The following is a 23763-nucleotide window of genomic DNA, read 5'->3' as shown; positions in this document are numbered from 1 at the left end:
GAGCGAGGGATACATACAGAGGCCTTAATGGCGCTGAATCCCTCGCTCATGCTTCGGGTTACGATTAAATCAACACGCCGCTAACGCGGTACGGCTAATTTAATCAACACCCCGACCCGCCCGACAACCTCACCCCATCGCTCATGAATTCGCGTCCCGCCGAAGCCGTTCTGCAAGAGTCGTATCTGGAAACCCGTGCCAAACTGCTCGAAGTCGCTGCGGTTTTGGACCGGATCGATCGGGCAGCGAGCACTTCACGCGGTTCGCTGCCGGCGGATTCGGTCCAAGCACGCCAAAAACTGATCGGAGCGATCGAGATTTTGTTGCAAAATGAACCCGATCGGGCCGAGCGAATTCAGCAATTGTTTTCGCGCCCTTACGCATCGGATTGGCGCTCGCAGTTCGGGCTTGAAAAAGGAGGCAATTAAGATGGACTTCATCGACCCGCACATCCACATGGTCAGCCGCACGACCGATGACTACGCCACGCTCGCCCGGATGGGTTGTGTCGCGATCAGCGAACCCGCCTTCTGGGCCGGATTCGACCGGGGTAGCGTCGATGGGTTTCGCGATTATTTCGAGCAACTTACCGCCGTCGAACCGAAACGCGCCGCACAGTTCGGCATTGAGCATTACTGTTGGTTGTGCATCAACGCCAAAGAAGCCGAAAACGTTTCCCTGTCCCGCGAAGTGATCGCGATGATTCCCGAGTTTTTGGATCGTCCCGGTGTCTTGGGTATCGGAGAAATCGGCCTGAACAAGAACACCAAGAACGAAGCTACCGTGTTCTTGGAACATCTTGAACTGGCGATCAAGCACGACCAACCGATCCTAATCCACACGCCGCACTTGGAGGACAAATACCAAGGCACGCGGATGATCTTGGACATGCTGTGCGATGATTCGCGGATCAATCCCGATCGTGTTTTGGTCGACCATGTCGAAGAGCATACGATCGGTGAAGTGCTCGATCGAGGCTTCTGGGCGGGGATGACCTTGTACCCCGTGACCAAGTGTACCCCTGACCGGGCCGCCGACATGATCGAGCGTTTTGGCGGTGAGCGGTTGCTCGCCAACTCGGCTGGCGATTGGGGCGTTAGCAAACCGACGGCCGTCCCAGACCTGATTTTTCAGATGCGACGACGCGGTCACCAAGAATCGATGATACAAAGAGTCGTTTACGACAACCCGGTTGAGTTCTTCTCCAAAAGCGGCAAGTTTCGAGCGCCGTCAAGGTAATCGCTAGCCTCGCCATCCTCCATTTGCCATCGTTTCCACGATGACAAATACGGGATGATCACGATCATCAATGTTGACGTCGGGGTAACCGCTGAGACATCGAGTGCGACTGCCCGAAAGACCAGGACCTTCTCGCTTAGAAACCGTCGGTTTCGGCTAGCTCTTCCTCGGGTGTGGTCTGGTCGCCGTGCTCGCCCAAAAAATCGCTCAACTCATCCTGGTCAGGCACCGAATTGCCTCCGCCGCACCCCATCGCAGGGGCCAACAAGAGAGCGATTCCAACAATCATTATCAATCGACTCATCAATCTGCCTTGGCGTCAAAGGGTTGGAAAATAAAACTGGCTCGTTGCCGAGAAGCAATCGACTAAAATTCTTGATCGATCGTTTCGCGAGATGCGCGTGTCCCCAATGCCCCCCAAAGCCCGTAGGGGCTTTTAGCGCCGGGTACGGAAAGAGGATCATTGTGACTAGCTTGATTTCCAACTTGGCCACGATTGAGATCGCCAGTATCAATTGAGTCCGTGATGAACTTAACCGCACCGTCGGCGATTAAAACATGACAGCCACCTTGGTGGCGACTACTTGGCGGCACAATCGCCTGGCCCTCATGATTTGAGGTACCGACGCAGACTTCATTGTTGGGAGGCAAAACCGTAGTGATTTGCGAATAAAGCGGACGCGAAAATGCCCACTTGTATCCTCGTCGTTCCTCAGCGCCACCGGTCAGCGTAGCGGAGGTGCCCCAGAACTGGGGACGCGCGGTATCTCGCATCGGTTGGCATGTGCGATTATTGCCAACGCTAACTACGGCGGTCGCACCACTATTGGCAGCATGAGAACGAATATCGCGATCACCTAAATCGGTAATCATTTCACCTGCACAAATGGTGTTTGCCAAACCATCAAGTATGTCCCGAAACCGCATGGTTTGACGGTGAACGAACACGCCGCGCTGCGCCGCTCGAACACGCTGTGCATTTTGAGGGTTACCATCATCATCGATCGGACCATCGGCGTTTTGGTCAATGGCGTCGCCACTGCAAGCCCCATAGTTCGTGCGTCCCTGCGAGGGCAACCCGACCCCGGGATCGCTCGGGCAACGAAAGCTCGCGATGTTTGTGAGCCAGGGCTCATAGCGGCCGTTACTTTGATGATGCGTTAAGGTTCGATGCGGACTTGGGCCCATTGACTGAACATCAACCATTCCGTCGCCATTGAGATCGGCGGGATTGGAGATTTGTTCCCACAATGCTTGCTGCTCGATAAAAGGCGTCAAACCGACTAACATGCTCAGATCATGACGAGTATTGCCGTTCATTCCAAAGCCATCGAATGCTGCATTAGAAATGTTGTCTGTGCCTTGTCCCTGGGTCGGAAGCTGTTGGTAGGCGGAATGATAGTTGTGCAACCCCAATCCGATTTGTTTGAAATTGTTACTACAACTCATCCTCCTAGCTGCTTCTCTCGCTGCTTGAACGGCTGGCAATAGCAAGCCAACAAGAACGCCGATAATGGCTATCACCACCAAAAGTTCAACCAACGTGAATCCTAGGCTCTTTCTGGTCATGGGACTTTCCAATTGAAAAGAAATCGACAGTAAGTAAAAAAATCATGCAAACTGAACACAATCGGCCTTGATGATAGACAGCCCCCCCGTGCTTGGGAAGTGGTGGAATTTTTACCGGCGCGTCGATCGGGCGAATGAACCGAATGACCAGAAAGACTCACCGGCGAAGCCGTTCAATGGAGATGCCGACTCGAACGGATGACTTCGAACCGTGCCGACCATCGTGAACACGCCCCAACTTCCCAGGCAGGACTAGTGGATGCAGGAATGGCGACCACTGTTGGAAGGCTTGGTCAACGACATCAGACCGCGTTTTCGTCGGGCCCAGACCATTCGTCCGATCGCATAGACGGCGATGGCAGCGACCGTGCCAATCGTATCGGCGAACAAGTCCTTCAGATCGGTTTGGCGGCCTCTCACGAACGACTGCGTCCACTCATCGATCGCCCCATAGACGACACAAATGATCGCGATGGTCGCAAAACGCCGCGCGAGCTTCTTGGAATTTGTACAATAGCACAGAAGCATCGCGAGACCGAAGAACGCGCTAAAGTGAGCCAGCTTGTCGTTGTATTTCGGCATTGCCGTCGGCATCGGTGGCAGATGCGTACCGGTGAAAATGACACACCAGTAGGCGGCTAAGAGTAGAATCCCCAAACGGATTCCGAACAGGCGAATTCCCGAAACCGGCTGCATCAGTCATGCTCATGAAAAGGAAGGTCTTCCGTTCCTATATCGTGTGCCCGGCCGCCCATTGCCGACGGAAAATCATCCGCCCATCCCTTTTTGACAAGAGCCGACCGTTTCCATGACTCGACGACCCACCGCAAAACACGCTGCGATCGCCAATCTTCCTATCGTTTTACTGTTTCTCCTGACCGTTGCAAACAGCCCAATCACCCAAGCCGACGAGCCGGCGACTTCGCCCGAAGCTCCTTCGATCACCTCCGACAAACCTACGGCCACCGCCCCCGACGCGGGTAAATCCGAAATTTCGGACGGCGAGTTTCGGCCGTTGATCCAAGATTGGGAAGCCGCGTCGTTCGGAGGCGATGGGGCGATCGAGTTCAAGAAAATAAAAAAGGCGGACGACGCCAAGCACGACGACCAATTGATCGTATTCGCCGCCGGCGATCCCTTGACCGGGATTCGTTGGACCGGGCCACTGCCGCGAGAGAACTATGAATTGCGAATGCAGGCTCGCCGCGTCGACGGATTCGATTTCTTTGTCGCGGTGACTTTCCCCGTCGGCCAAGAACACTGCTCGTTCGTTTTGGGCGGTTGGGGCGGCGGGATCCTAGGAATCAGTAGCATCAACGGGGACGATGCGGCGAACAACGAAACGACCCAGTACAAAGACTTTAAGAATGGCCAGTGGTATCAAGTTCGAATCCGTGTCGACGAAAAAGCAATCGTTTGCTGGATCGACGACGAAGAATGGGCCAACGTCGAACGTGATCGCAACAGTTTCGACATTCGCATCGAGATGGACCCGTGTCTGCCGTTGGGGCTTGCGAATTTTCAATGCACCAGCGAAATCAAATCGGTTCAAATTCGCAAGCTGAAGCCGTGATGACTGATCCTCTGATTGACTATGACCTGCACTGGATGGGCCGGGCGATTGAGCTGGCACAATCCGCCGCGATGGCCGACGAGGTTCCGGTAGGAGCCGTGATCGTCCGTCATGGGATGATGATCGGCGGCGCGGCGAACCAACGCGAATGCCTGCACGATCCGACCGCCCACGCGGAAATGATCGCGATCACACAGGCCGCTGCCGCGATCGAAGATTGGCGACTCGAAGAGGCCACGCTTTACGTGACCTTGGAACCCTGTTTGATGTGCGCCGGCGCGATCTTGCAAGCCCGTGTGCCGCGTGTCGTATTCGGTGCCAGTGATGCGAAAGCCGGCGCGGTGACGAGCTTGTATCAAGTGCTCAACGACCCGCGGTTGAATCATCAATGTGAAGTGACCTCAGGTGTGATGGCGGATCGTTGCGGACGTATGCTGACCGAGTTCTTTGCGTCCAAACGTGCGATGGGAAAAAAGTAAAGTGAGATATTATTCGATGGATCGACGTTGGTACTCGGCGGCGCTACCTCCGAAGGCGATAAAGATTCTGCTAACGGTCATGTTATTTTGCATGACCGGTTGCGTACCGCGTACGGAAAAAGACGTGGTGGTCTACTCGGCGTTGGACGAGGATTTCGCCTTCCCGATCCTCGAAGCGTTCGAGCGAAAGGTGGACTACGACATCAACGTCGTCAGTAAGTTCGATGTCGAGTCGACCAAGACGGTTGGTTTGGTCAATCAATTGATCGCCGAAGAGAATTCGCCACGCTGTGATTTGTTTTGGAACAACGAGATCATGCACACCGTGCGCTTGCAGAAACTCGGTTTATTGGAGCCGCATGATTGGCCTGTGCCGGCAGATTGGCCGAGCGAGTTGATTGCGAGCGATTCGACATGGTGCGGCTTTGCCGCTCGGGCGCGGGTGTTATTGATCAACACCAAGTTACTCGCGAGCGATGACTCGATGCCCAGTAGCGTCGGTGAACTATCCGATCCGAAGTGGAAAGAAAACTGCGCGATGGCAAGGCCCCTGTTCGGAACGACCGCCACACACTGGGCTGTTATGCGTGAACAACTCGGTCGGGAGGCTGCCTTGGCGGAGCTTCAAGCGATCGCCGACAATGCGGTGATCTTGTCGGGAAACAAACAAGTCGCCCAAGCCGTCTCGTCCGGCCGGGTGGCGTGGGGATTGACCGACACCGACGACGCGATGATCGAAAAAGACATGGGTTACCCGGTCGAGATCGTCTTTCCTGACCAACAACCGGATCAACCCGGCACGTTGCGGATCCCCAACACACTGGCGATTTTGAAGAACGCGCCGCATCCGGTTGCCGCAGGGCGATTGGCTGATTACTTGATGACGCCTCAAACGGAAGATCGCCTCGCGATGGGCCGCAGTCACCAAATGCCGATTAGCAAGGAGAGCAAGTTTCCGCCCGCCGTCTTGCCCGCCGAACCGGTGCGATGGATGCGAGCAGATTTCGAAGCCGCCGCCGAGGACTGGGACGAATGGGCGAACGACGTCGCGGCGATTTACTCGCAGAAATGAACACGTGTTATCATGTTCTGAAGCACACGTTTGATCTCACCCTCCGACCCAGGAATCGCGTCATGTTTGGAACTTCTCGCGATCGTCCGATCCGGCCGCGACTGTCGAAGTTTTGGGCAAGGTGCGCGACCACGATCACGATGATGTTGGCGGCTTACGTTTTACCTCGATCGTCAAAGGACGCGGTCAAACAGAGATTGTTTGGAAACGGATGCGTTTGGGTGCCGACGAACTGAATTATCGTCCGCCAGAAAAGGCGACCATGCCGATGACACTCTCGATTTTTCGAGTGGATGGGTCGGAACTGCGAGATCTTGTCGTTCTCGATGACTCGACCGAGCGCATTGCCTCGCCGGCGTGGTCCCCCGACGATCTGTTCATCGCCTTCGAGCAATTTCCAGGCGACGTCGATCTATCCCGCATCAAGAAGGTCAAGGTTGAAGGCGGCCTGGTGACAGATCTTGGTGCCGGCACGGTTCCCGACTTCTCTTCCGACGGCAAACAGATTGCGTTCTCGGCACGCAACGAAGGAATCGGAATCATGAATTCGGATGGCTCGGAGCGTCGTATCCTCGAACGACATGGCTGGGGACTTATCTGGAGTCCCAACCCAAGCGAATTGTTTTTTAGCAACTATCGCAAATTAATCCGATTGGATGTGTCCACGGGACGACAAACCTCCTTATTTTCGGACACCGTTACTAATGAGCTGACTCAAGTTTTCTGGAACTTGGATTGGTCGCCCGATGGTCAACGCATCGCTTTCAACGCGATGGATCGTTCATCAAATAAACGCCAATTATTGGTGACATCGCTCTCAAAACCGCAGCCCCCTAAAGTTCTTTTGAGTGGATTGCGGTACTCGCATGTTGACCATTGCTGGTCGCCAGACGGGAATCGGATTTTGATTCAGATTGATCAGCCTGGATCAATCGGGCGGCAGCTGTTTCTGCTGGATGTTGATCAGGCCGGAGCCCCGATTCCTCTCTCATCAGCTCCGTCAGACAGGATTGTATTCGGTGCCGATTGGTCGCATGATGGAAAATGGATTGCGATCGCGTCGCAACCGATTCCTCAAATCCGCCGCTGGAACGCCCCACCTGAATAGTCCAATCGTTTTGCATGGCGGGAAGAACTGACCTGCCAAATACCGGGTCGGGTTAAATAGCCGACATGTTCGATCAGAGACGTTGAGGGGAGGTGACACGGGCCCGCGTTCTGGGCCACAATGACAGTCGTCATTCAATTACCCTGCACCAATTGGCCCTGCGCCGAATGATGATTTAATGCTGGAACTAATCTCCTCCTACTCGGCGGCTGCGATCACGTTGGCTGCGATCGTCCATCTGGTCGTGTTCGCGTTCCTCGCCAAGTGGGCTCGCGGTGATCGCCAACGAATCGCTCAAACGTTGGAACGATTCACCGACGGTTTGCCGCACCGCAGTCGGATGGATTTTGACGCCCATCTTTCGGATCAGATCAAAGCGTTCTTGGCCGACATTGCAGATGTAATGTCCCAACCAAACGGCTCGCCCGATCGATTGCAATTGGCTCAGCGTTTGAGGATTCTCGATGAACGTCGCGAGTACTTGCAATCGTTGCGATTCGAGACCGCATGGAACGTCACCCGCACGATGATCGAAGCCTATCCGCTCGCCGGCGTGCTCGGAACGATCCTCGCGATCGGGGCCGCGTTGGCCGCCGATGATCAGGCCTCCGTCAGTGTGATCGTGACGCGGTTCGGCGATGCGATCTGGAGCACGTTTGCCGGATTGGTAGCGGCGATCGGATTGATGTTCATTGGCAGTTTTACCGAACCCGGTTTTGCGAGATTGTCGGAGAATCGATCGGACGTTCGTGAAATGGCGGCGAAGGTCAAACGGGATTTAACAACGGCGGAACAGTCGTCGTCGAAGGCATCTTCGGCCGATTCAACCGGCGAGTCGTCGACATGATGCGATTGTCCGAAACGTGGGCGTCGCGGCGAGTCCGATTTCAATTAACGCCGCTGATGGATTTATTGCTGATCATCGTGTTCGCGCAGTTCCTCGACGTACGTGAAACGGCTCAGCAACAGACCCTCGAATTACAGAGCGAGCGGGAAAAACTAACGTTGCAAATTGCCCGGGAGCGATCCGAGTTAGCGGGAATTCAACAGGCCGTCAGGCAGCGTCAAGCGGAGCTGGAACGACAACGCGATCAGGCTCGGGCTTCACGCGACGACGCGATCGAACAAGCCCGCGTTCAAGCCTCGGAAATGCAGGTCGCGATGGACATGATTACCGAGTACTTCGAGATCGACGAGTCGGCGATCACCCGTACCACCCCGCTTGATGATGCAACCGACGAATACCCCGTCGAGCAAGCGATTCGAAGCGCCGCCGCACTGGCCGATAGCTCGCCCGATGCGGTGATTCGGTTCCTGATCGGCCATGCCGAACTGCTCAAACGGGCTGAAATCTGGACAGTCCACGCCGACGAGACTCGACGAATCCGAATCCAGGCCGGCCAGCAAGAAGCATCCTTTCGACTAGAATCCAAGACCCAAACCGACCGCACCACCGAAGTCGCTGATCGATTGTTCGCGGCCTACAAACAATTTCCTCAGCCAAAAGGATTGGTCGTTTTGCTGGTCTCGTTCGATCCACAAAGCGTCGCTGGAGTTTACCAACCGTTGATCGACGCGATCCCGTCCACGCTCGAGCGCCTGCGAGCGGACACACCTGAGAGCCGTTTCGAATACACCGTCTTGGGTCCCACGCCGAATCCGATAAACTCAGCCGAGCAAGCCGATTGAGCATTATCTGGCAAGACATTTCAACCTTTGACTTTCATCATGTTTCTAGCCCCACGTAACCCCATTCACCTTTTATCATTTCTATTCCCTCTCATGGCTGCCATGGGCTCTGCTCTTGCGGAAACGCCGAAACGCTCTGTCACGATCAATCAAATGATCGACCCGCATTGGGATGATGCGAATCATTTTTGGTTCACGCGACAAGTCATCGATCGGTCGACAGATGAGATTCAAACTGAAATTGTCGATGTCGACGTGGTGGCGGGATCCTTGACGGTACGTGATCCCAAAGGGGCCGATCAATCGACGCAAAGCAGCGTTTTATTGAGCGACCGATACGATGTCCGCTCGTCACGGGCATCGGACACCGAAACCGAAATCGTGTTAACCAACCAGACCGATGAAACCGTTCGACTGTTTTGGATCGATGCCAATGGCGGCCAACATTCCTACGGTGCCATCGATCCGGGACAAACGCACCGTCAACATACTTATGTGGGTCATGCATGGCGCATCATCGGAGATCAGGACGCGTTTTATGGGACGATCATCGGCGTAGGCATATCTTCCCAGGTAAACATCGATGAGAAGTTCGATCGTCGTTCCAATAAGAAGCCACCGCGGCGGCGTCCGACACCGACCGATGAGCGTTGGCGCGACATCGCCGCAATCAAGTCGATGCTCGATCAAGGTGTCGAACTGCGATATCCCGAGTACTCGCCTGACAACAAGGTGTTCGTCGCTTGGAAATTCACCCCCGGTGATAACAAGGAAGTTCATCGGATCGAATCGTCTCCTGATCAAGGCGGTCGTGCTCGGTTGCATTCGCAAGTTTATCCGCTACCGGGCGACCGTCTGGATCAATACGAATTGATCGCGTGCGATGGGGAAACCGGCGAAGTTCTATCGACCGAGATGCCGGTAATCGATTTCGGCAGACCGCAGACAAGATGGCGCCGTGGTCATGAGTTGATCGTCGAAAAAGTGGATCGCGGTCACCAGCGGTTTCGACTGTTCGTAATCAACCCGCTCGACAATTCGATCCACACGCCGATCGACGAAACCTCCAGCACGTTCATCTGGACCAGTCACGGCCCCACGATGCGAAAAGTAACCTATCTCAACGAGTTCGACGCGGTCATCCACGCGACCGAATCAAGTGGCTGGCGTCATCTGGAGTGGATCGACCTGAGTGGCGAACAGCCCGCCCGCGCGATTACCAATGGTGATTACTTGGTCCGTGAAATCTTGCACGTCGACGAAGCAAACCGATCGCTGGATTTGGTCGTCGGAGAGTTTCATGACGATCAGGATCCGTATCATCGTCATTTGATTCGGGTCGGATTCGATGGCAATGACTTGACCGTATTGACTCATGCCAACGGCGATCACGAAGGACAGTTTTCGCCGGACCGGCAATACGTCGTGACGACGCATAGTCGGGTCGACGCTCCTCCGGTTCATGCCCTGGTGCGCACGTCGGACGGAAAGTGGATCGCTACGTTGGCAACCGCCGCGCGACTTGGTGACGACGATACGAAACATCGACTGCCGACGGTTTTCAGCGCTGCCGGACGCGACGGCGAAACGGACATCTGGGGACACATTTGTTTTCCCGATCAATACGACCCGACATCAGACCAACGTTATCCGGTCATCGAAGCGATTTACGCGGGGCCGCACGATTCACATGTTCCAAAAGGATATCGGTCAACGGAGTGGCACGCGGAATTGACCTCGCTCGGGTTCATCGTTGTGCAAATCGACGGCATGGGCACGGCAAATCGATCCAAAGCGTTCCACGATGTTTGTTGGCATAACCTCAAGGACGCCGGATTTCCCGACCGGATCGCTTGGATGAAGGCGGCGGCGAAAGAACATCCGGCAATGGACCTGGACCGGGTGGGAATTTACGGAACCTCCGCCGGTGGCCAAAATGCCTGCGGTGCGTTGTTGTTCCACGGCGATTTCTACAAGGCGGCAATGGCGTCGTGTGGTTGCCACGATAACCGGATGGACAAAGCGTCCTGGAACGAGCAATGGATGGGGTATCCGGTTGGCGATCATTACGCCGCGTCGAGCAATATCGACAACGCGCATCGTTTGCAGGGTGACCTATTGCTATTGGTCGGGGAACTTGATTCCAATGTGCCTCCTGAATCGACTTTGCGTTTAGTAGATGCGCTCATCGAAGCCGACAAAAACTTTGATTTCCTAATGATTCCCGGACTCGGTCATAGCGACGGTGGGTCGTACGGTCGCCAGAAAACCAGATCTTTCTTCGTTGAAAAACTCCGCCCATGAAACCGATCTCCTTGATTGACACCCACACCGGTGGCGAACCGACCCGTGTTGTATTCAACGACGGGACGATTTTGCCCGAGGTTGCGGGCAACGACGCCGATGAAATGCGACGCCGCTTGCGCGACGATGCCGATTGGATTCGACGTTCGGTTTTGTTGGAGCCGCGCGGCAGTGAATCGATGGTCGGAGCCTGGGTGACGATGATCGAGTCGGACGATACGAACGGTCACAACGTGAAAGCGTCGATCGTGTTTTTCAACAACACGGGCTACCTCGGCATGTGCGGTCACGGACTGATTGGGGTGGTCGAGGCGATGCGGTACCGCGGCGATCTGTTGCCCGGAGAGCACCGTTTTGCGACTCCGGCGGGCTTGATTGTCGCGACGCTGCACGATGATCATCGGGTCTCGTTCGAGAACGTTCCGAGCTACCGGGATCGCAAGAACGTCCCCATCCGCATTGATTTACCCGCGAGTGACTCGGCGAGTGGTGAATCCATTTCACGCGAAATCGTGGGCGACATCGCATACGGCGGTAATTGGTTCTTCCTCGTCAAAGTGGAAGCGGTCCGTCAGGACGAATTGGCGATGCTGATGCGATACAGTCTCGCCATCAAATCGGCGTTACAACGAGATGGAATCACCGGCGCCGACGGCGCGGAGATCGACCATATCGAGTTGTGCCAACCGTTGAAAGACGAACCGAGCGGCGGCAAGACGTTTGTGTTGTGTCCCGGCGGACACTATGACCGCTCGCCGTGTGGCACCGGCACGTCTGCCAAAGTCGCTTGCTTGGTCGACGACGGAGACTTGGCACCCGGCGACGCATGGATTCAAGAGTCCGTTATCGGCAGTCGATTTTCCGCAACATACCGCATCCTCGATGGCCAAACTAAGGTAACCGTCACCGGCCGCGCTTTCGTCAACGGAGAAACGAAATGCGTCTTCGATAACGATGACCCGTTTCGATTCGGCATCCAGCACTAGGAAGACAGTCGATGAACGAATCCAATTCTTATCGGCCTGACGTAACGGTTATCGGCGGCGGTGTGATCGGATGCTGGGCCGCTCATTATTTGAATCAGCGTGGTTGCACGGTGACGATCGTCGAACGCGATTCGATCGGCTCGGGAGCATCGACTGGTAATTGTGGTTATGTGTGTCCGAGTCACGTGATGCCGCTATGCCAACCCGGCGCGGTGTTGCATTCGTTGCCGCAGCTATTGAGTCGCAAAGGAGCCCTCTCGATTCCGTTGCGTTTGGACCCGGTGTTGTGGCGTTGGCTGTATCGCTTTTTTTGGAACTGCACGTCGTCGCATCAAACTCACGCCGCCGCAGCGCGTCATGATTTGCTGAAACTGTCGATGGATGCCTACCGCGACTTTTTGCGACATTCGCCGATCGAGTGCCAATGGCAAGACGCCGGTTTGATGACCGTTCATCGCGGTCAACGCTCGTTTGATGCGTTCGAACAAGTCGCCGATCATTTGCAGTCCGAATACGGGATCCGTCCGGATCGGTACGATTCGAGCCAGCTCGCCGAATTTGAACCCGGCTTGATCGAAGGCTTGGCCGGAGGGTGGCATTTTTCGGGCGATTCGCACTTGAACCCATCTCAGTTAATGAGCGGTCTCAAAGAAAAACTAGTCCAGTCGGGTGTGACGATTCGCGAATCAACCGAGGTCCGGTGCTTGGATGTCGAACGTGGTCGATTGCGTGCGATCGAAACGAGCCAGGGTCGGATCCGATCGGATGTTTTCGTCTTGGCCACCGGAGCGGAATCACCGTTTTTCGCCAAACCGCTCGGTTGTCAAATCCCGATCGTTCCGGGCAAAGGATATTCGATGACGTATCAGATCGACGCTTCCCAAACAGAACACGGACCTGAACAGTCTCCACCTCCGAGAACTCCCATCATTTTCGAAGACAGTCACGTCGCCGTAACACCGCTCGGGGATCAATTTCGCGTCGGATCGACCATGCAATTGGCGGGATATGATCGACGATTGGACGCCGACCGAATCAAGATGATCCGCGACGACGCTCAAACCTATCTTCGCTATCGATTGCCGAACACGCCAATATCGACTTGGACCGGGTGGCGACCAATGGTTCATGACGACTTACCTTGCATCGGTCGTTCGCCGCGTGTTGACAACACTTATGTGGCTTCGGGCAACGGAATGATCGGGTTATCGACCGGCACGGGAACGGGTAAATTGATCGCCGAATTAATCTGTGGCGAGACGACTTCGATCGACGCCGCTCCCTTTTCTCTGAAACGTTTCTCTCGCGAAAGCTAAGCCTTCATGACTTTAAGCACGGACATTTTCCACGGTTGCATTCCCGCGATCATGACCCCATGGACCTTGAGCGGGGAAGTCGATGAAACGGCGCTGGTCGCGAAGGCGTCATCGCTAATGCAAGCCGGAATGAGCGGGGTCGTTTATTGCGGATCGATGGGCGACTGGCCGTTGCTGTCCGACGATCAGCGTCGACGCGGCGTCGCGGCTCTGGTCGAAGCGGGGATCCCCGTTGTCGTCGGAACCGGAGCGGTCAACACAGCGTCGGCATGCGAACACGCAAGCCATGCCGCGAGTGTCGGGGCGGCCGGGTTGATGGTGATCCCCAGGTTACTCTCACGTGGAATCTCATCGGCCGCCCAAGCGATTCACTTCTCGAAAGTCTTGGATGCTGGCGGTGATTTGCCGGCGGTGATCTACAACAGCCCGTATTACGGTTATCAGACGAAAGCTGATTTATACTTTGATCTTCGTGCCCGACACGCCAACTTGGTCGGTTTCAAAGAGTTCGGTGGCAGTGAATCGTTGAGATACGCGGCCGAGCACATCACTTCGTCGCCCGACGGCGGAATGTTGCTTGTTGGGGTGGACACGCAGGTGTACTACGGTGTCGTGCACTGTGGTGCCGTCGGAGCGATCACCGGAATCGGCAACTGTTTGCCCAAGGAAGTCTTGCATTTGCTCTCGCTGAGCAAACGTGCGGCGGCGGGTGATCCGTCCGCTCGTGTCGCAGCGCAACAGCTCGACGAAGCATTGAAGGTTTTATCGACCTTCGACGAGGGTCCAGACCTGACGCTTTATTACCGTCTGATCGCTTCATTGACCGGCAACCCGGAACTAGCTCGTCCGATCGACGCCGACGATCGGCTCAGCGATGCCCAAAAACGCTATGCAATGGATCAGTTGTTATTGTTCCAATCGTGGTATGCGAGTTGGAAAGAAACCAATCATTGACGCACAAAGGAACTGTTCAGAGATAACCTCCTGATTTCGTAACCCGACGCGTCACAGCGTGTTGGTTTAATCGTAACCCGATGCGTCAGCGAGGGATTGATCGCCATTAATTCTCTTTTAAGTATCCCACGCTCACGCTTTTTGAAGTTGCGCTTTTGCCTGTGGCATTGGTTTATCGTAACCCGAAGCGTAAGCGAGGGATGAGTCAATATCAATTATCCCTCGCTTACGCAGCGGGTTACGAAAAAAGCGCAACTTCAAAACTCACGCTTCGGGTTTCGATGAGAACTAAATCAACACGCCGGTCAGCGAGGGATAAGGTTAAACGGCGTATCCCTCGCTGACGCTTCGGGTTATGAATCTCTTGCTCGATTGAAATACCGAAGTTGTTTTCGAGTCGTTCCTAGGCGGGTGGTCGCAGGCTAGCCGCTTGATGACGAAATTGTTTTGATTGCCCTCGCAATCGGGCCGAAAGTCGTCGCAGTTCTTCGTCCAAACGACTCGATGCGACTTGGGTGGTTGTGATCGGTTGCGTTCCCAAACGAACGGAATCTTGGTCGACCGCACCTCCGTTAGCATTGACCGCTGCGGAAAGCGATTGTTTCGTCATCCGGTCGATCAACAGTCGCTGTAAACCACGTTGATGCACCGGAGCGATCGACGGTTCACCCCAGACGTAATTCAATCGTGGCAATTCCGATTCGAAGGCTCTGGAAATCTGACTGATTCGGTCTTCGATACCTCGATGGTCCGCGTCGAATACCCAAATCCATCCGCGACGGGACGTTTGATAAGTTAATTCGAATCGTCCCAAGCGACGTTGCAAACATTGATCAAACCGCTCCGTTTCTTCCAGCGATGCCTCTGGGGAAATCGAAAGCGTCCCGATCGCCACTCGCGAGATTCGTTGTGGGCCGTTGCCGGTGAAACCGAGCGACGTTTCGGACCAGTTCGACACGCGAGTCAGCGTTGTGTCTTGATCGGACTGATTGTGATCAACAACGGGTTCGTTCATCGCCAAGACCCTGGCGCGGAACTTCGCGTAGGCGGTCGCGATGGCATTGATGTTCGCCAGCGGCGTTGTGAACGTGACATCTGTGCCGCTTCCTTGTCGCGAACGAACCGTTAAATCGGAAAACTGCAAGGTGGCGAGCTGTCGGCAAATCATCAGCCCCAGTCCGGTTCCCTGAGTCCCCTCGGTGTGCAAACCTGCTCGTAATCCCGCCAATTGGTCTGGCGACATTCCACGTCCGTAATCGACGACGGACCATCGGGCAACGCCCGCATCAATGTCGTCTTTAACACGGATCAGGATGTGGCGGTCTTCGCTACTGGCTCGTTCCGAGTTAACGACCAAATTGACAAGCAAACGACACAACACGGCGGGGTCGGCGTAAACAGGAGGAGTCTTTTCATGGACACCGTCGAACAGAAGTTCGATCCGTTTGGTTGCGAGAATTGCTGCGGTCGCATCCTTCACCATGGTTTGAATCTGGCGACGATCGACAGCGACGCGGCGGAGCGATGTCATGCCGTTGATCAATCCGTCGGCGTGCATCATTTCACCGACCAGCGTGTTGAGATAACCACACTGGCGTAGTGCCGCGTGCAAGCATTCGGTTTGCTCGTTCGTGAGGTCGCCGAAGACGCCTTCGCCGAGCATCTCGATCGCAGCGGTAACGCTGGCCAACGGTGATCGCATGTCGTGTGCGGTTTCGCTAATCAATCGGATCGCCGTTTCGACCCGACCGTCCGCAGCTGTCATTGAAAGGTTTCGGACGGTTCGAACCGTGTTTCGATCGACGCGGCGAACCATTCGGGTTGAGTTCGTCGACGACGTCTGCGTCGACGCTGCGGCCGCATCCGCCTGACGCACACGGTAGGGACGAATCAATTTCGTCGCGGTCGGTTGCGGTATGCTGTGGTTGGATGCGGAGTTGATATCGTCGGGAGAGAACATGAGCTGGCGACCTGAAGCGAACCGGAGACAACCTGATTAGGGTCGACTGATTCCCCGCCGGTCACTCAAACGAAATCCCGCCACCGATCAACATGCTCGTTGGTCTTGGTGAACCGTAGCGATTGAAACGAAATTTCGGTCGATGGACGCGCGTTGGCGCTAGGCTGGCACAAGGCTCGAACAGCAACCGATCCAGCTCCGGACGCAAGCGGGCTGTTGATTTAATTTGCATCGTAACCCGAAGCGTGAGATTTGAAGTTGCGATTTTGCCTGTGGCATTGGTTTATCGTAACCCGACGCGTAAGCGAGGGATGAGTCAATATCAATTATCCCTCGCTCACGCTTCGGGTTACGATTAAATCAACTCGCCGCAAGCACTAACCCACGAGTCGGTCCATGGAATTGCTTTCTTGCGCCAAGAGATAATAGAAAGTCACCCGGCACTTGGCGTGATCGCCTTTCATTTTTTCGCAAACGGCCGCGATGGCGCGGTCGGCTTGCTCGTCACTGAGGTCCAACGTCTTGGAACAGTATCCGCTTTTGATGCTGGCGATTTCTTCGGGGTCGTTGGCGGCAACCAATGCGGAGTCGTGGCTTTCCAGTGCCAAACCCAAGTGTCCTTCGAGGGCGGCGACGGCTTCGATGTTGGGTGAATCCACATACTTCTTGACGTTTTCAAGATAAGGCGACATCGAAATTCCTTTGGCGAATCGTTCGGAAGGGATTGAGATGGAAACGCAGCGGCTCCGTATCCCTAGGTTAACGGCGTCGGATGACTCGGACAATCGACGTCAAGACCGCTAATCCGCCTAGTAGCGGAACGATCGCGAAAATTAACTTGGGCTGTGCGGCGATGACGATGATGCCGACCACGCCCGCGACAGCGAGCCCCGGGGGAATCCAGCGGGCGGGACGGCGCATCGAGTCCCATGCCAACCAGATCGCGCCGATCACGAGGCCGATCCGCGTCATCGCCGAAATGAGGAAGTCGCGGGTCGATTCTGATCCCGTCCAATCCGTCAACCACGGCGTAACCGAAGCGACCGCTGCGAGCGAGAGCATCATTGCAGCCAAAATCCCGGCGATCGGGCGTCTCATGTCCGATGTCGCTGGCCGTTCCGGACTCGACGGTTTCCGCCGCGACGAACGGGATGATTCATCTCCCTCCTGCCGCGATCGATCGACCGTGGCCAACGTGGTTCGTAAAACGCGAATTAGTAATCGAGAATAGTCGGGCATGTCGGCCTGGGGGTTCTCTGAAATGGAACATCGTCGGAGTATACTAACTCGGCGGCGTTTGTCCGACCGAGATTCCGTGAATGGATTCTCTTTGCCCCGCTCTCCCACCGAGCCCAGCTCTCCTACCGATCCGTGATGATGAATTTTCTGTTTTGCCAAATTCGCAGGCCGATGACCGCAGGTCTACTCGCTTTAATGGGGACGATCGCTCTATCGCCCATTGCGACCCTGTTCGCCGACACTCAAACCGCTTCGCCACCGAGCGATTCGGCTGCTCCGTCGGAAGTGAAGGCTCAAACGGATCGACCGGCCGAAGCCCCGCAGCCTGAATCGACGGTCCGCTCTTTGTTTGACGGTAAAACGCTTGACGGCTGGAAGAACCCCTATGAATGGGGCAAGATCGAGATCATTGATGGCGAAATTAAACTGACCGCCGATAAGAAGTTTTTCCTTGTCACTGATAAGGTTTATCACGACTACGAATTCGAAGGCGAACTGAAATTACCCGAAGGCAAGTCAAACAGCGGATTCATGGCCCGTGGCCAAGTCGAACCGAATCGCGTTTTTGGTTATCAAGCCGAGGCCGACCCGACGGACCGACGTTGGTCCGGTGGGTTGTACGACGAAGGCCGCCGTCAATGGCTCAACCCGCTTTGGAACCAACCCGAAGCTCAAGCGGCGTTTGATCGCAATCGCTGGAATCGCTACCGAATCCGCTGCGTCGGTAATCATCTGCAGTTCTTCGTCAACGACGTGCCGACGACCGACTATTTTGACCCCGTCGATTTGTCTGGTCACATTGCCTTGCAACACCACGGGGAAAAAGATCAAACCTATCGATTCCGCAATTTGACAGTCAAAGAGCTCGGTCGACATGAATGGAAGCCGATTTTCAACTCCGAAATCCTCGGCCGATCTGTTCCCGAAGGCGAAACAATCCCCGGATTTAAATCCGTCGGCGGCGGGGTATGGACGGTCGTCGACGGAATCTTGCAGGGTCGCGCCAGCAGCGAAGCGAACGAACCCAACGGGATGCTGTATTCGACCAAGCAATACACCGACGCGACTTTCCGAATCGTATATCGTTTCGCCGAAGGCAACAGTGGGTTCTTTGTCCGCAGTGAGATCACTGAAGCGAAGCCGTTTGTCAAGGGAGTCCAGTGCGAGATCGACGGTAGCGAACAGGTCGGGGGTTTGTACCAAACAGGTGGCAAAGGTTGGGTCGCCGAGCCACTGCATTACCTCGAGAAACAATTCCCACCGGATCGGCGAGATGTCGTGCGATCTCGTTGGACGCAAGCACGCGCCGGTATCCCGTTGGACGACATGAAAGCCAAACCGAAAAAACAACCCGAAGGAACCACGGAATCATCGAATCAATCGATCGATGATTCTCCTTGGCAAACGATGGTCGTTTCATTCCACGGCAAACGAATCGTTACGCATTTGAACGGATGTCTTGTCACCGACGCCGTCGTCGAGGACCTGGCGGATTCGGGAGTCATCGCTCTGCAACTGCATGGCAATCAAGACCTCGCGGTCGACTTCAAGAGTTTGGAAATTTTGGCACCGGTCCAATAACAATTTTGTGTCCGCTCACGAGCCGTGTGCATCCTGTTAGACTGTACGATCCGGTCACACTGTCCTCGGTTCGTTGTTCCCATTCAATATATGTTGGCGAAACTCACCAAGAGCTTCGGCTTGGGTTTCGGATCACCGAAAGTCTCGGCGACTTTCGCTACACGCCGCGCCGCAATTGAATGGCTGACAAAGTGCTAGCCAGTCCACTTCATGGAGTCTAAGTTTTCATGCGATCTCAAATTTTCTTTGCCCCGTCGCGGTTGATTGCGATCGGATTGGCGACGCTGTTGCTGACGCTTGGCAATGCCCGTGCCGCCGACGATCTCGAAAAAAAGCTGATCAGTGTGGCTCCCGAGATCCTTGAGCACGCTCGCAATTCGGGTTATCGAAACATTGGTGTTTTGAAGTTTCGGGTTGGAAACGAACGCAATGGCACCACCGATTCGGCACTCGGTCGGCGTTTGGCGGACAAGCTGGAAATGGCGTTGATCCTTAAAAACGAACTGTCCAACGAGATCGGCATCGCCAAACAAGCCAGCGAGCATGCCGCCATAATCAATGGAGCGAGTCACCTGAGCGTCGCGGGTCGCCAGAAATTGTTTACCAAGCCCTATCCCATGTCTTGGGGAGATCAGGAGAAAGAGTTGGACGCGTTCTACACCGGAACCGCCGTCATTCACCGCAATCTTTCCAAGATCACGATGATGATTCAAGTCGTCGATCCGAAAATCAGCACACTGACTCCGGTCAAGATTCTGGAGATTCAACCCGACATTGACGATCTCCTCGACGCAGGAGAAAGCTTCCGTGTGCGAGGTCTTTTTGATGATGCGAAGTTAAATCTCAGCGAGTCAGAACGAAAAGATCAAGCAACCGAAGAAGCCGTATTGACGTCGCTGAAGATTGACGCCGAGGCCACCAAGGAAGACGAATCCGAGGCGAAATCCGCCGATAAAGAACCTCATCCGTTGGCCCCGGATCACCCCGATGTACCGATCCGGTTTGAGGTTCGTTACGACGGCAAACCACAAACGATTACCTTTCAAGGCGACCAAGCGTTCGTTGCCGAGCCTGAAACCGGCCAATCCGTTGAGTTCGTCGTGACGCGTGCCGGTAGCGAACGTCCACGACTGGCCGTTGTCGTGAAAGTCAATGGCGAGAACACGCTTCGCAAACAAACACTGCCTGACGCCAAGTGCGGAGCATGGGTCTTTGAACCGACGATGGATATCTTCGGTATCAAAGGGTTTCAGATGGAGGACAATCAACGCGAACCCTTTCAAGTCTTGTCCCAAACCGAATCCGCGGCAAAAGAAATCGACTACGGACAACACGCCGGAACGATTTCGATCACGGTTTTCCCTGAACGAAAGTCTGACGGTACCGCCTCATCCAAAGCGAACGTCGACACCACGTCCGAAACAACACTCTCAAGTCTTTTTGACGGAGAGGACTTCGCCCTACTCAACGAAGCGATGCATCCCGAGAAATCCCCCAGCACTCTTGGTGCATTGAAGTCACAGTTGGACACGCGAGGACACCTCGTCACAAGAGGTCTGATTGTTGGCAAGAGCAGCAAACGAATCGAAGCGAATGTAACGAAAACCAATTTCGAGCGAGATACCATTCCCATGATGAGCGCCACGCTGCGCTACCGCCCGCCAGGTGACTTGCCGTAGACGGGCTGCAGTGTTGCCTCGGCAAGTAGAGCTCCGAGCGAAAGATTGTATAAGCAAACCGCATCCGAAACGTTTACTTCCTCGGCGTGACCTTCGTGCAAATCAGTTCCTTCGAGTACGATCGAGTTGCTTTGGATCTGCACGATCTCGGAGTTGATCCCGAAACTTGTCAAGGTCTCGTTGCGCCCAAGTGCGAAACGCTTACCATTGCGAGAATCCATGAACATCGCAACTCTGGAGTTGCCGTTGCCGATCACACCAACGAATCGAACCGACTTCCGCGGATCAGGCTTGGGTTCAGGTGGATTCGATTTCGTCTTGGGGGCCGCTCGTTCTGGATCAGGTTCGGACGATTTCGGCAACTGTGCCAGGAAGTTGCCCCAGATTGAAGCGGTCGATGGCGACGTTTCAACCGCCTTGGCGATCTTCGGTTGCGGTCGTCGAAAGATATCGTGGGACGCGAATAGATCGTCTGCAACTCCGACCGGCGGAAGCCTGACCGGTAGGACATCTGGACCGTCCGAGCCACTCGCGAGCGTGAGCACTTCGACATTCATCGCGAATCGGTGCGTCGGCGAATCAGGCCCAAGCGATTGGTAAACCTGCAACCGTGCGAGCCGGTGCAACGTCTCAGTACGAAAGAACCCATCAATCCATTTGCCGATCGACGACGTCGCCCCCGCCCCCTCGATGTTGAAGTGTAAGAGATGACCGAGCCCCTCGACCGCTTCGGGTTGTCCACTCGAAACCACCACCGATTCCAATCCGAAACGATCGCTCATTCGAATCAAATACTCCTGGTAGCTGACCTGCGCCTTCGACGGATCGCGATGGAGACTCTCGGATCGTTTGTCCTGCAATTGAGCGATCGAGATTTCCGCCCGGCGCATTTCCAGTTCCTTCGCCCTCAAACTGTTCTTCGCGTCCGTCAACAAAACCTGCTGATGGGCGATTGGTCCTGTGATCCAATCCATCGGGCCGGAACTACTGAGGCCAAATAACAGAGAGGCGACCAATGCCGCCGACAGCATTCTTACGGAACGACTCATGGAAGCACCTTTGGCGGGTTGTTGGATTGAACCTCGATCGACGCGCGCTCGATCGACGTGCCGACAATCTCGACCCGAAACTGCGATCCGAACTGAGGATCAACGCGGCTCGGCTCGATGCCGTTGGGCATCACCGAAAGCCAGGGATACTCCGCCGCGAGTTGACGGGTTAGATCCAACACATCGGCCGTATTGCGAGCACGCCCCTCCACCCTCGTGATCGCTCCCTGATCGCTATTGGTCGGGTCGTCCATTTGCATTCTCACCACGTACAGGTTCTCCGACTTACCAAACTCGGTCGCTATCTCGCGGATACTTTCGTTCCATGCCACTCGTGATTGGAGCCATCGTTGCAAATGATTCGCGGCCGTCCATTCGGGTGTCAGCCGAACCAGTTGACGATCGACCTCGGCAGAGCGGTCGCGGAGGTTGGCGAGCTCGATCGATAACTGCTCGGTCCGATAACGCACGTATAATTGGTGACCCGCGACGAGCAACACGAACACCGTCGCGATCATCGCTACCTTGGCCCGGTTCGGGAAACCGCTCGGACGCGATCGGTATGGAGACGCCAGATTGAAGCCGGCGGTACGGACGGCGGGATTGGTCGAAAGAACGGAACTAAATTCGAAATCAACGACCTCGATACATTGATCGCTCGCTTGGTTAGCGACTTGTTGCCCGAACGCGTGCACCGCCAAGGCGTCCACGTCCAAACCCGGATCGTCGCGATCGATGAGTAACTGACAATGGCTTGGTAAACCGGCGAGCGGACTCGGAAGACTCGCCGTCAATCGTCGCAACGCAGCGATCCAATGATCCACCTTGGGTGGTTCAACCAGATCGAGCGGCAAGCTTTGTGATTGAAGCAATTGATGACGGTATCTGACCACTAGATCGACACGATCGTGACGCACCACGATCGCGTTGGATAGCTCATCGGCCATGACTGCGTTTCGCGGAGCCGGTTTCCAGTACATGCACTCACTCAAGGTGATTTGTGCCGGACGGATTCCGACCGCCTGAAAGGCGCACTTGATCGAATCGATCAATGTCCGAGAAACCGTGAAAACCACGACGAACTGGCTCGTCGACGACAGTTCGGTGGGACAGGCAACGTAATCAAAATCGAATAGTTCATGTTCATCGCCGAGGATGGATTCCAACTCCAACTCGATCGCTGACCCTAGATCAACGTCGGCCAAGACTGGAACTTCCAATACACGAATCGTGCCAAGATGACGCGGAATGCAGACGGTCGCGGTCGACGGTGCGTTCACGCCGGCAGCTTTCAAGCCATCAAGTAACCATTTCGCCACCTCGTTCGTGTCCGTGAAATCAAGGCTTCCTTCGGTAAACTGTTGATAGGCGGTACTTGCAAGTCTCTCATCGGATGATTGAGTGACGATCCCAATCCCGTAACGCGAGAATTCAATCAAACAGTCAGGAGTCACTTGATGGTTGTTTCGTTTCAGGTTCATTTTGTCATTCCTTGGATTGGACGAGTCGGTTCGTCAGTCGGTCGGCTTCGAAGTGATCGGCCAACCCATCGCCGTATTGGACCGTGACGCGGATCGCCGATAGAACGCCACCGGGTGAGACCACCAATCGATCGACAATCTGCCCCGAATGGATGTGTCGAAATTCAACATGGGTCCGGGCGTCGAGCGTGTGAATCATCGGTCGCTGAACGTTCGCATTTCGATGTACTTGGATTGAGGAGTCGGTTTCTAAACGCAACGCACACGGTCGCGGTTGGAATCGAATGCTCCATTCTCGTCCGTCTCGACTCGATCGCCGTTGCGCTTCACTGACGAGCCACACCAACGTACCGGCGTCGCGATCCGTTCTTGCCCGCGTCATCCAGCCCTGAAGTGTGGGCATCGCCGTGCCGACAAGCGTTGACAGAATCGCCAATACCAGCAAGAGCTCAAAAAGCGTGAAGGCGGCATAACGTTTCATGAAC

General features: G+C 55.1%; 23 protein-coding genes. 14 read left to right on the top strand and 9 right to left on the bottom strand.

The genetic code is table 11. From position 1 onward, the window contains the following. Positions 1-143: 143 nt before the first annotated feature. Both Pla100_RS18525 and Pla100_RS18520 read left to right on the top strand, forming a co-directional pair. Positions 144-428 carry a hypothetical protein gene (locus Pla100_RS18525; protein ID WP_146579181.1) on the top strand — a complete coding sequence of 95 codons (285 nt, stop codon included), beginning with the start codon at positions 144-146 and terminating at the stop codon, positions 426-428. A 1-nt stretch (position 429) separates the two neighbouring features. After that, on the top strand, positions 430-1239 hold the full coding sequence (locus Pla100_RS18520) for a TatD family hydrolase (protein WP_146579180.1): 810 nt from the start codon (positions 430-432) through the stop codon (positions 1237-1239). Between the two features lie 136 nt (positions 1240-1375). Here Pla100_RS18520 and Pla100_RS30930 read toward each other — a convergent pair whose 3' ends face one another. From Pla100_RS30930 to Pla100_RS18510, 3 genes are all read right to left on the bottom strand, one after another. Beyond that, the gene (locus tag Pla100_RS30930; protein ID WP_197168061.1) at positions 1376-1543 is read right to left on the bottom strand and encodes a hypothetical protein; all 168 of its coding nucleotides are present in this window, start codon (positions 1541-1543) and stop codon (positions 1376-1378) included. Between the two features lie 62 nt (positions 1544-1605). After that, positions 1606-2808: a DUF1559 domain-containing protein gene (locus Pla100_RS18515; RefSeq protein ID WP_146579179.1), complete on the bottom strand. Its 1203-nt coding sequence runs from the start codon at positions 2806-2808 to the stop codon at positions 1606-1608. A 252-nt stretch (positions 2809-3060) separates the two neighbouring features. Beyond that, entirely contained in the window at positions 3061-3504 is a 444-nt protein-coding gene (locus tag Pla100_RS18510; RefSeq protein WP_146579178.1) for a VanZ family protein, read from the bottom strand. A gap of 112 nt (positions 3505-3616) precedes the next feature. On the opposite strand from Pla100_RS18510, the gene Pla100_RS18505 reads away from it, so the two are divergent. The 10 genes from Pla100_RS18505 to Pla100_RS18460 all read left to right on the top strand — a co-directional run bounded on the left by Pla100_RS18505 (position 3617) and on the right by Pla100_RS18460 (position 14289). Further along, complete coding sequence (locus Pla100_RS18505) at positions 3617-4381, top strand: family 16 glycoside hydrolase (protein ID WP_146579177.1); 765 nt, start codon at positions 3617-3619, stop codon at positions 4379-4381. Beyond that, positions 4378-4860, top strand: a complete 483-nt coding sequence (gene tadA / locus Pla100_RS18500) for a tRNA adenosine(34) deaminase TadA (protein WP_146579176.1) — start codon at positions 4378-4380, stop codon at positions 4858-4860. Before Pla100_RS18505 ends, tadA begins: the two co-directional genes overlap by 4 nt. A 79-nt stretch (positions 4861-4939) precedes the next feature. Continuing rightward, positions 4940-5932: an extracellular solute-binding protein gene (locus Pla100_RS18495; protein WP_315853486.1), complete on the top strand. Its 993-nt coding sequence runs from the start codon at positions 4940-4942 to the stop codon at positions 5930-5932. A gap of 112 nt (positions 5933-6044) precedes the next feature. Then, entirely contained in the window at positions 6045-7040 is a 996-nt protein-coding gene (locus Pla100_RS18490) for a WD40 repeat domain-containing protein (protein ID WP_146579174.1), read from the top strand. Between the two features lie 178 nt (positions 7041-7218). Then, positions 7219-7887, top strand: a complete 669-nt coding sequence (locus tag Pla100_RS18485) for a MotA/TolQ/ExbB proton channel family protein (protein ID WP_146579173.1) — start codon at positions 7219-7221, stop codon at positions 7885-7887. Then, positions 7884-8729 (top strand): hypothetical protein, encoded by an 846-nt coding sequence (locus Pla100_RS18480; protein ID WP_231603200.1) that lies wholly within the window; start codon positions 7884-7886, stop codon positions 8727-8729. The genes Pla100_RS18485 and Pla100_RS18480 overlap by 4 nt, the downstream gene beginning before the upstream one ends. Positions 8730-8882: 153 nt before the next feature. Continuing rightward, on the top strand, positions 8883-11033 hold the full coding sequence (locus tag Pla100_RS18475) for a prolyl oligopeptidase family serine peptidase (RefSeq protein WP_231603199.1): 2151 nt from the start codon (positions 8883-8885) through the stop codon (positions 11031-11033). Continuing rightward, entirely contained in the window at positions 11030-12019 is a 990-nt protein-coding gene (locus Pla100_RS18470) for a proline racemase family protein (protein WP_146579170.1), read from the top strand. The genes Pla100_RS18475 and Pla100_RS18470 overlap by 4 nt, the downstream gene beginning before the upstream one ends. Before the next feature lie 11 nt (positions 12020-12030). Next, positions 12031-13335: an NAD(P)/FAD-dependent oxidoreductase gene (locus tag Pla100_RS18465; RefSeq protein ID WP_146579169.1), complete on the top strand. Its 1305-nt coding sequence runs from the start codon at positions 12031-12033 to the stop codon at positions 13333-13335. A 6-nt stretch (positions 13336-13341) separates the two neighbouring features. Further along, positions 13342-14289 carry a dihydrodipicolinate synthase family protein gene (locus Pla100_RS18460; protein ID WP_146579168.1) on the top strand — a complete coding sequence of 316 codons (948 nt, stop codon included), beginning with the start codon at positions 13342-13344 and terminating at the stop codon, positions 14287-14289. A 403-nt stretch (positions 14290-14692) separates the two neighbouring features. Here the strand turns inward: Pla100_RS18460 and Pla100_RS18455 are convergent, their stop codons facing one another. The 3 genes from Pla100_RS18455 to Pla100_RS18445 form a co-directional block, all read right to left on the bottom strand. Next, entirely contained in the window at positions 14693-16249 is a 1557-nt protein-coding gene (locus tag Pla100_RS18455; RefSeq protein ID WP_231603198.1) for a sensor histidine kinase, read from the bottom strand. 377 nt (positions 16250-16626) lie between these two features. Then, positions 16627-16941, bottom strand: a complete 315-nt coding sequence (locus Pla100_RS18450; RefSeq protein WP_231603197.1) for a DUF2853 family protein — start codon at positions 16939-16941, stop codon at positions 16627-16629. A 67-nt stretch (positions 16942-17008) separates the two neighbouring features. Continuing rightward, positions 17009-17347, bottom strand: coding sequence for a hypothetical protein (locus Pla100_RS18445; protein WP_231603196.1), 339 nt, complete (start codon positions 17345-17347; stop codon positions 17009-17011). A gap of 276 nt (positions 17348-17623) precedes the next feature. Between Pla100_RS18445 and Pla100_RS18440 the strand changes: the two genes are divergently transcribed. Further along, positions 17624-19069 carry a 3-keto-disaccharide hydrolase gene (locus tag Pla100_RS18440; protein ID WP_231603195.1) on the top strand — a complete coding sequence of 482 codons (1446 nt, stop codon included), beginning with the start codon at positions 17624-17626 and terminating at the stop codon, positions 19067-19069. A 227-nt stretch (positions 19070-19296) separates the two neighbouring features. Next, positions 19297-20748 (top strand): hypothetical protein, encoded by a 1452-nt coding sequence (locus tag Pla100_RS18435; protein WP_146579166.1) that lies wholly within the window; start codon positions 19297-19299, stop codon positions 20746-20748. On the opposite strand, the gene Pla100_RS18430 is transcribed toward Pla100_RS18435, so the two are convergent. Genes Pla100_RS18430 through Pla100_RS18420 form a run of 3 tightly spaced genes read right to left on the bottom strand, consistent with a single transcriptional unit; the run spans position 20721 to position 23759 of the window. Beyond that, positions 20721-21797, bottom strand: coding sequence for a hypothetical protein (locus Pla100_RS18430; RefSeq protein WP_146579165.1), 1077 nt, complete (start codon positions 21795-21797; stop codon positions 20721-20723). The two genes, Pla100_RS18435 and Pla100_RS18430, sit on opposite strands and share 28 nt — an antisense overlap. Then, positions 21794-23278, bottom strand: coding sequence for a hypothetical protein (locus tag Pla100_RS18425; protein WP_146579164.1), 1485 nt, complete (start codon positions 23276-23278; stop codon positions 21794-21796). The genes Pla100_RS18430 and Pla100_RS18425 overlap by 4 nt, the downstream gene beginning before the upstream one ends. 4 nt (positions 23279-23282) lie before the next feature. Next, positions 23283-23759 carry a prepilin-type N-terminal cleavage/methylation domain-containing protein gene (locus Pla100_RS18420; protein WP_197168059.1) on the bottom strand — a complete coding sequence of 159 codons (477 nt, stop codon included), beginning with the start codon at positions 23757-23759 and terminating at the stop codon, positions 23283-23285. Positions 23760-23763 lie beyond the last annotated feature (4 nt).

It is taken from the genome of Neorhodopirellula pilleata, assembly GCF_007859915.1.
In the GTDB taxonomy this organism is placed as follows: Bacteria; Planctomycetota; Planctomycetia; order Pirellulales; family Pirellulaceae; genus Rhodopirellula; species Rhodopirellula pilleata.
Note: the sequence above shows the minus strand (reverse complement) of the source record. Positions and strands in the feature narration are given on the sequence as shown.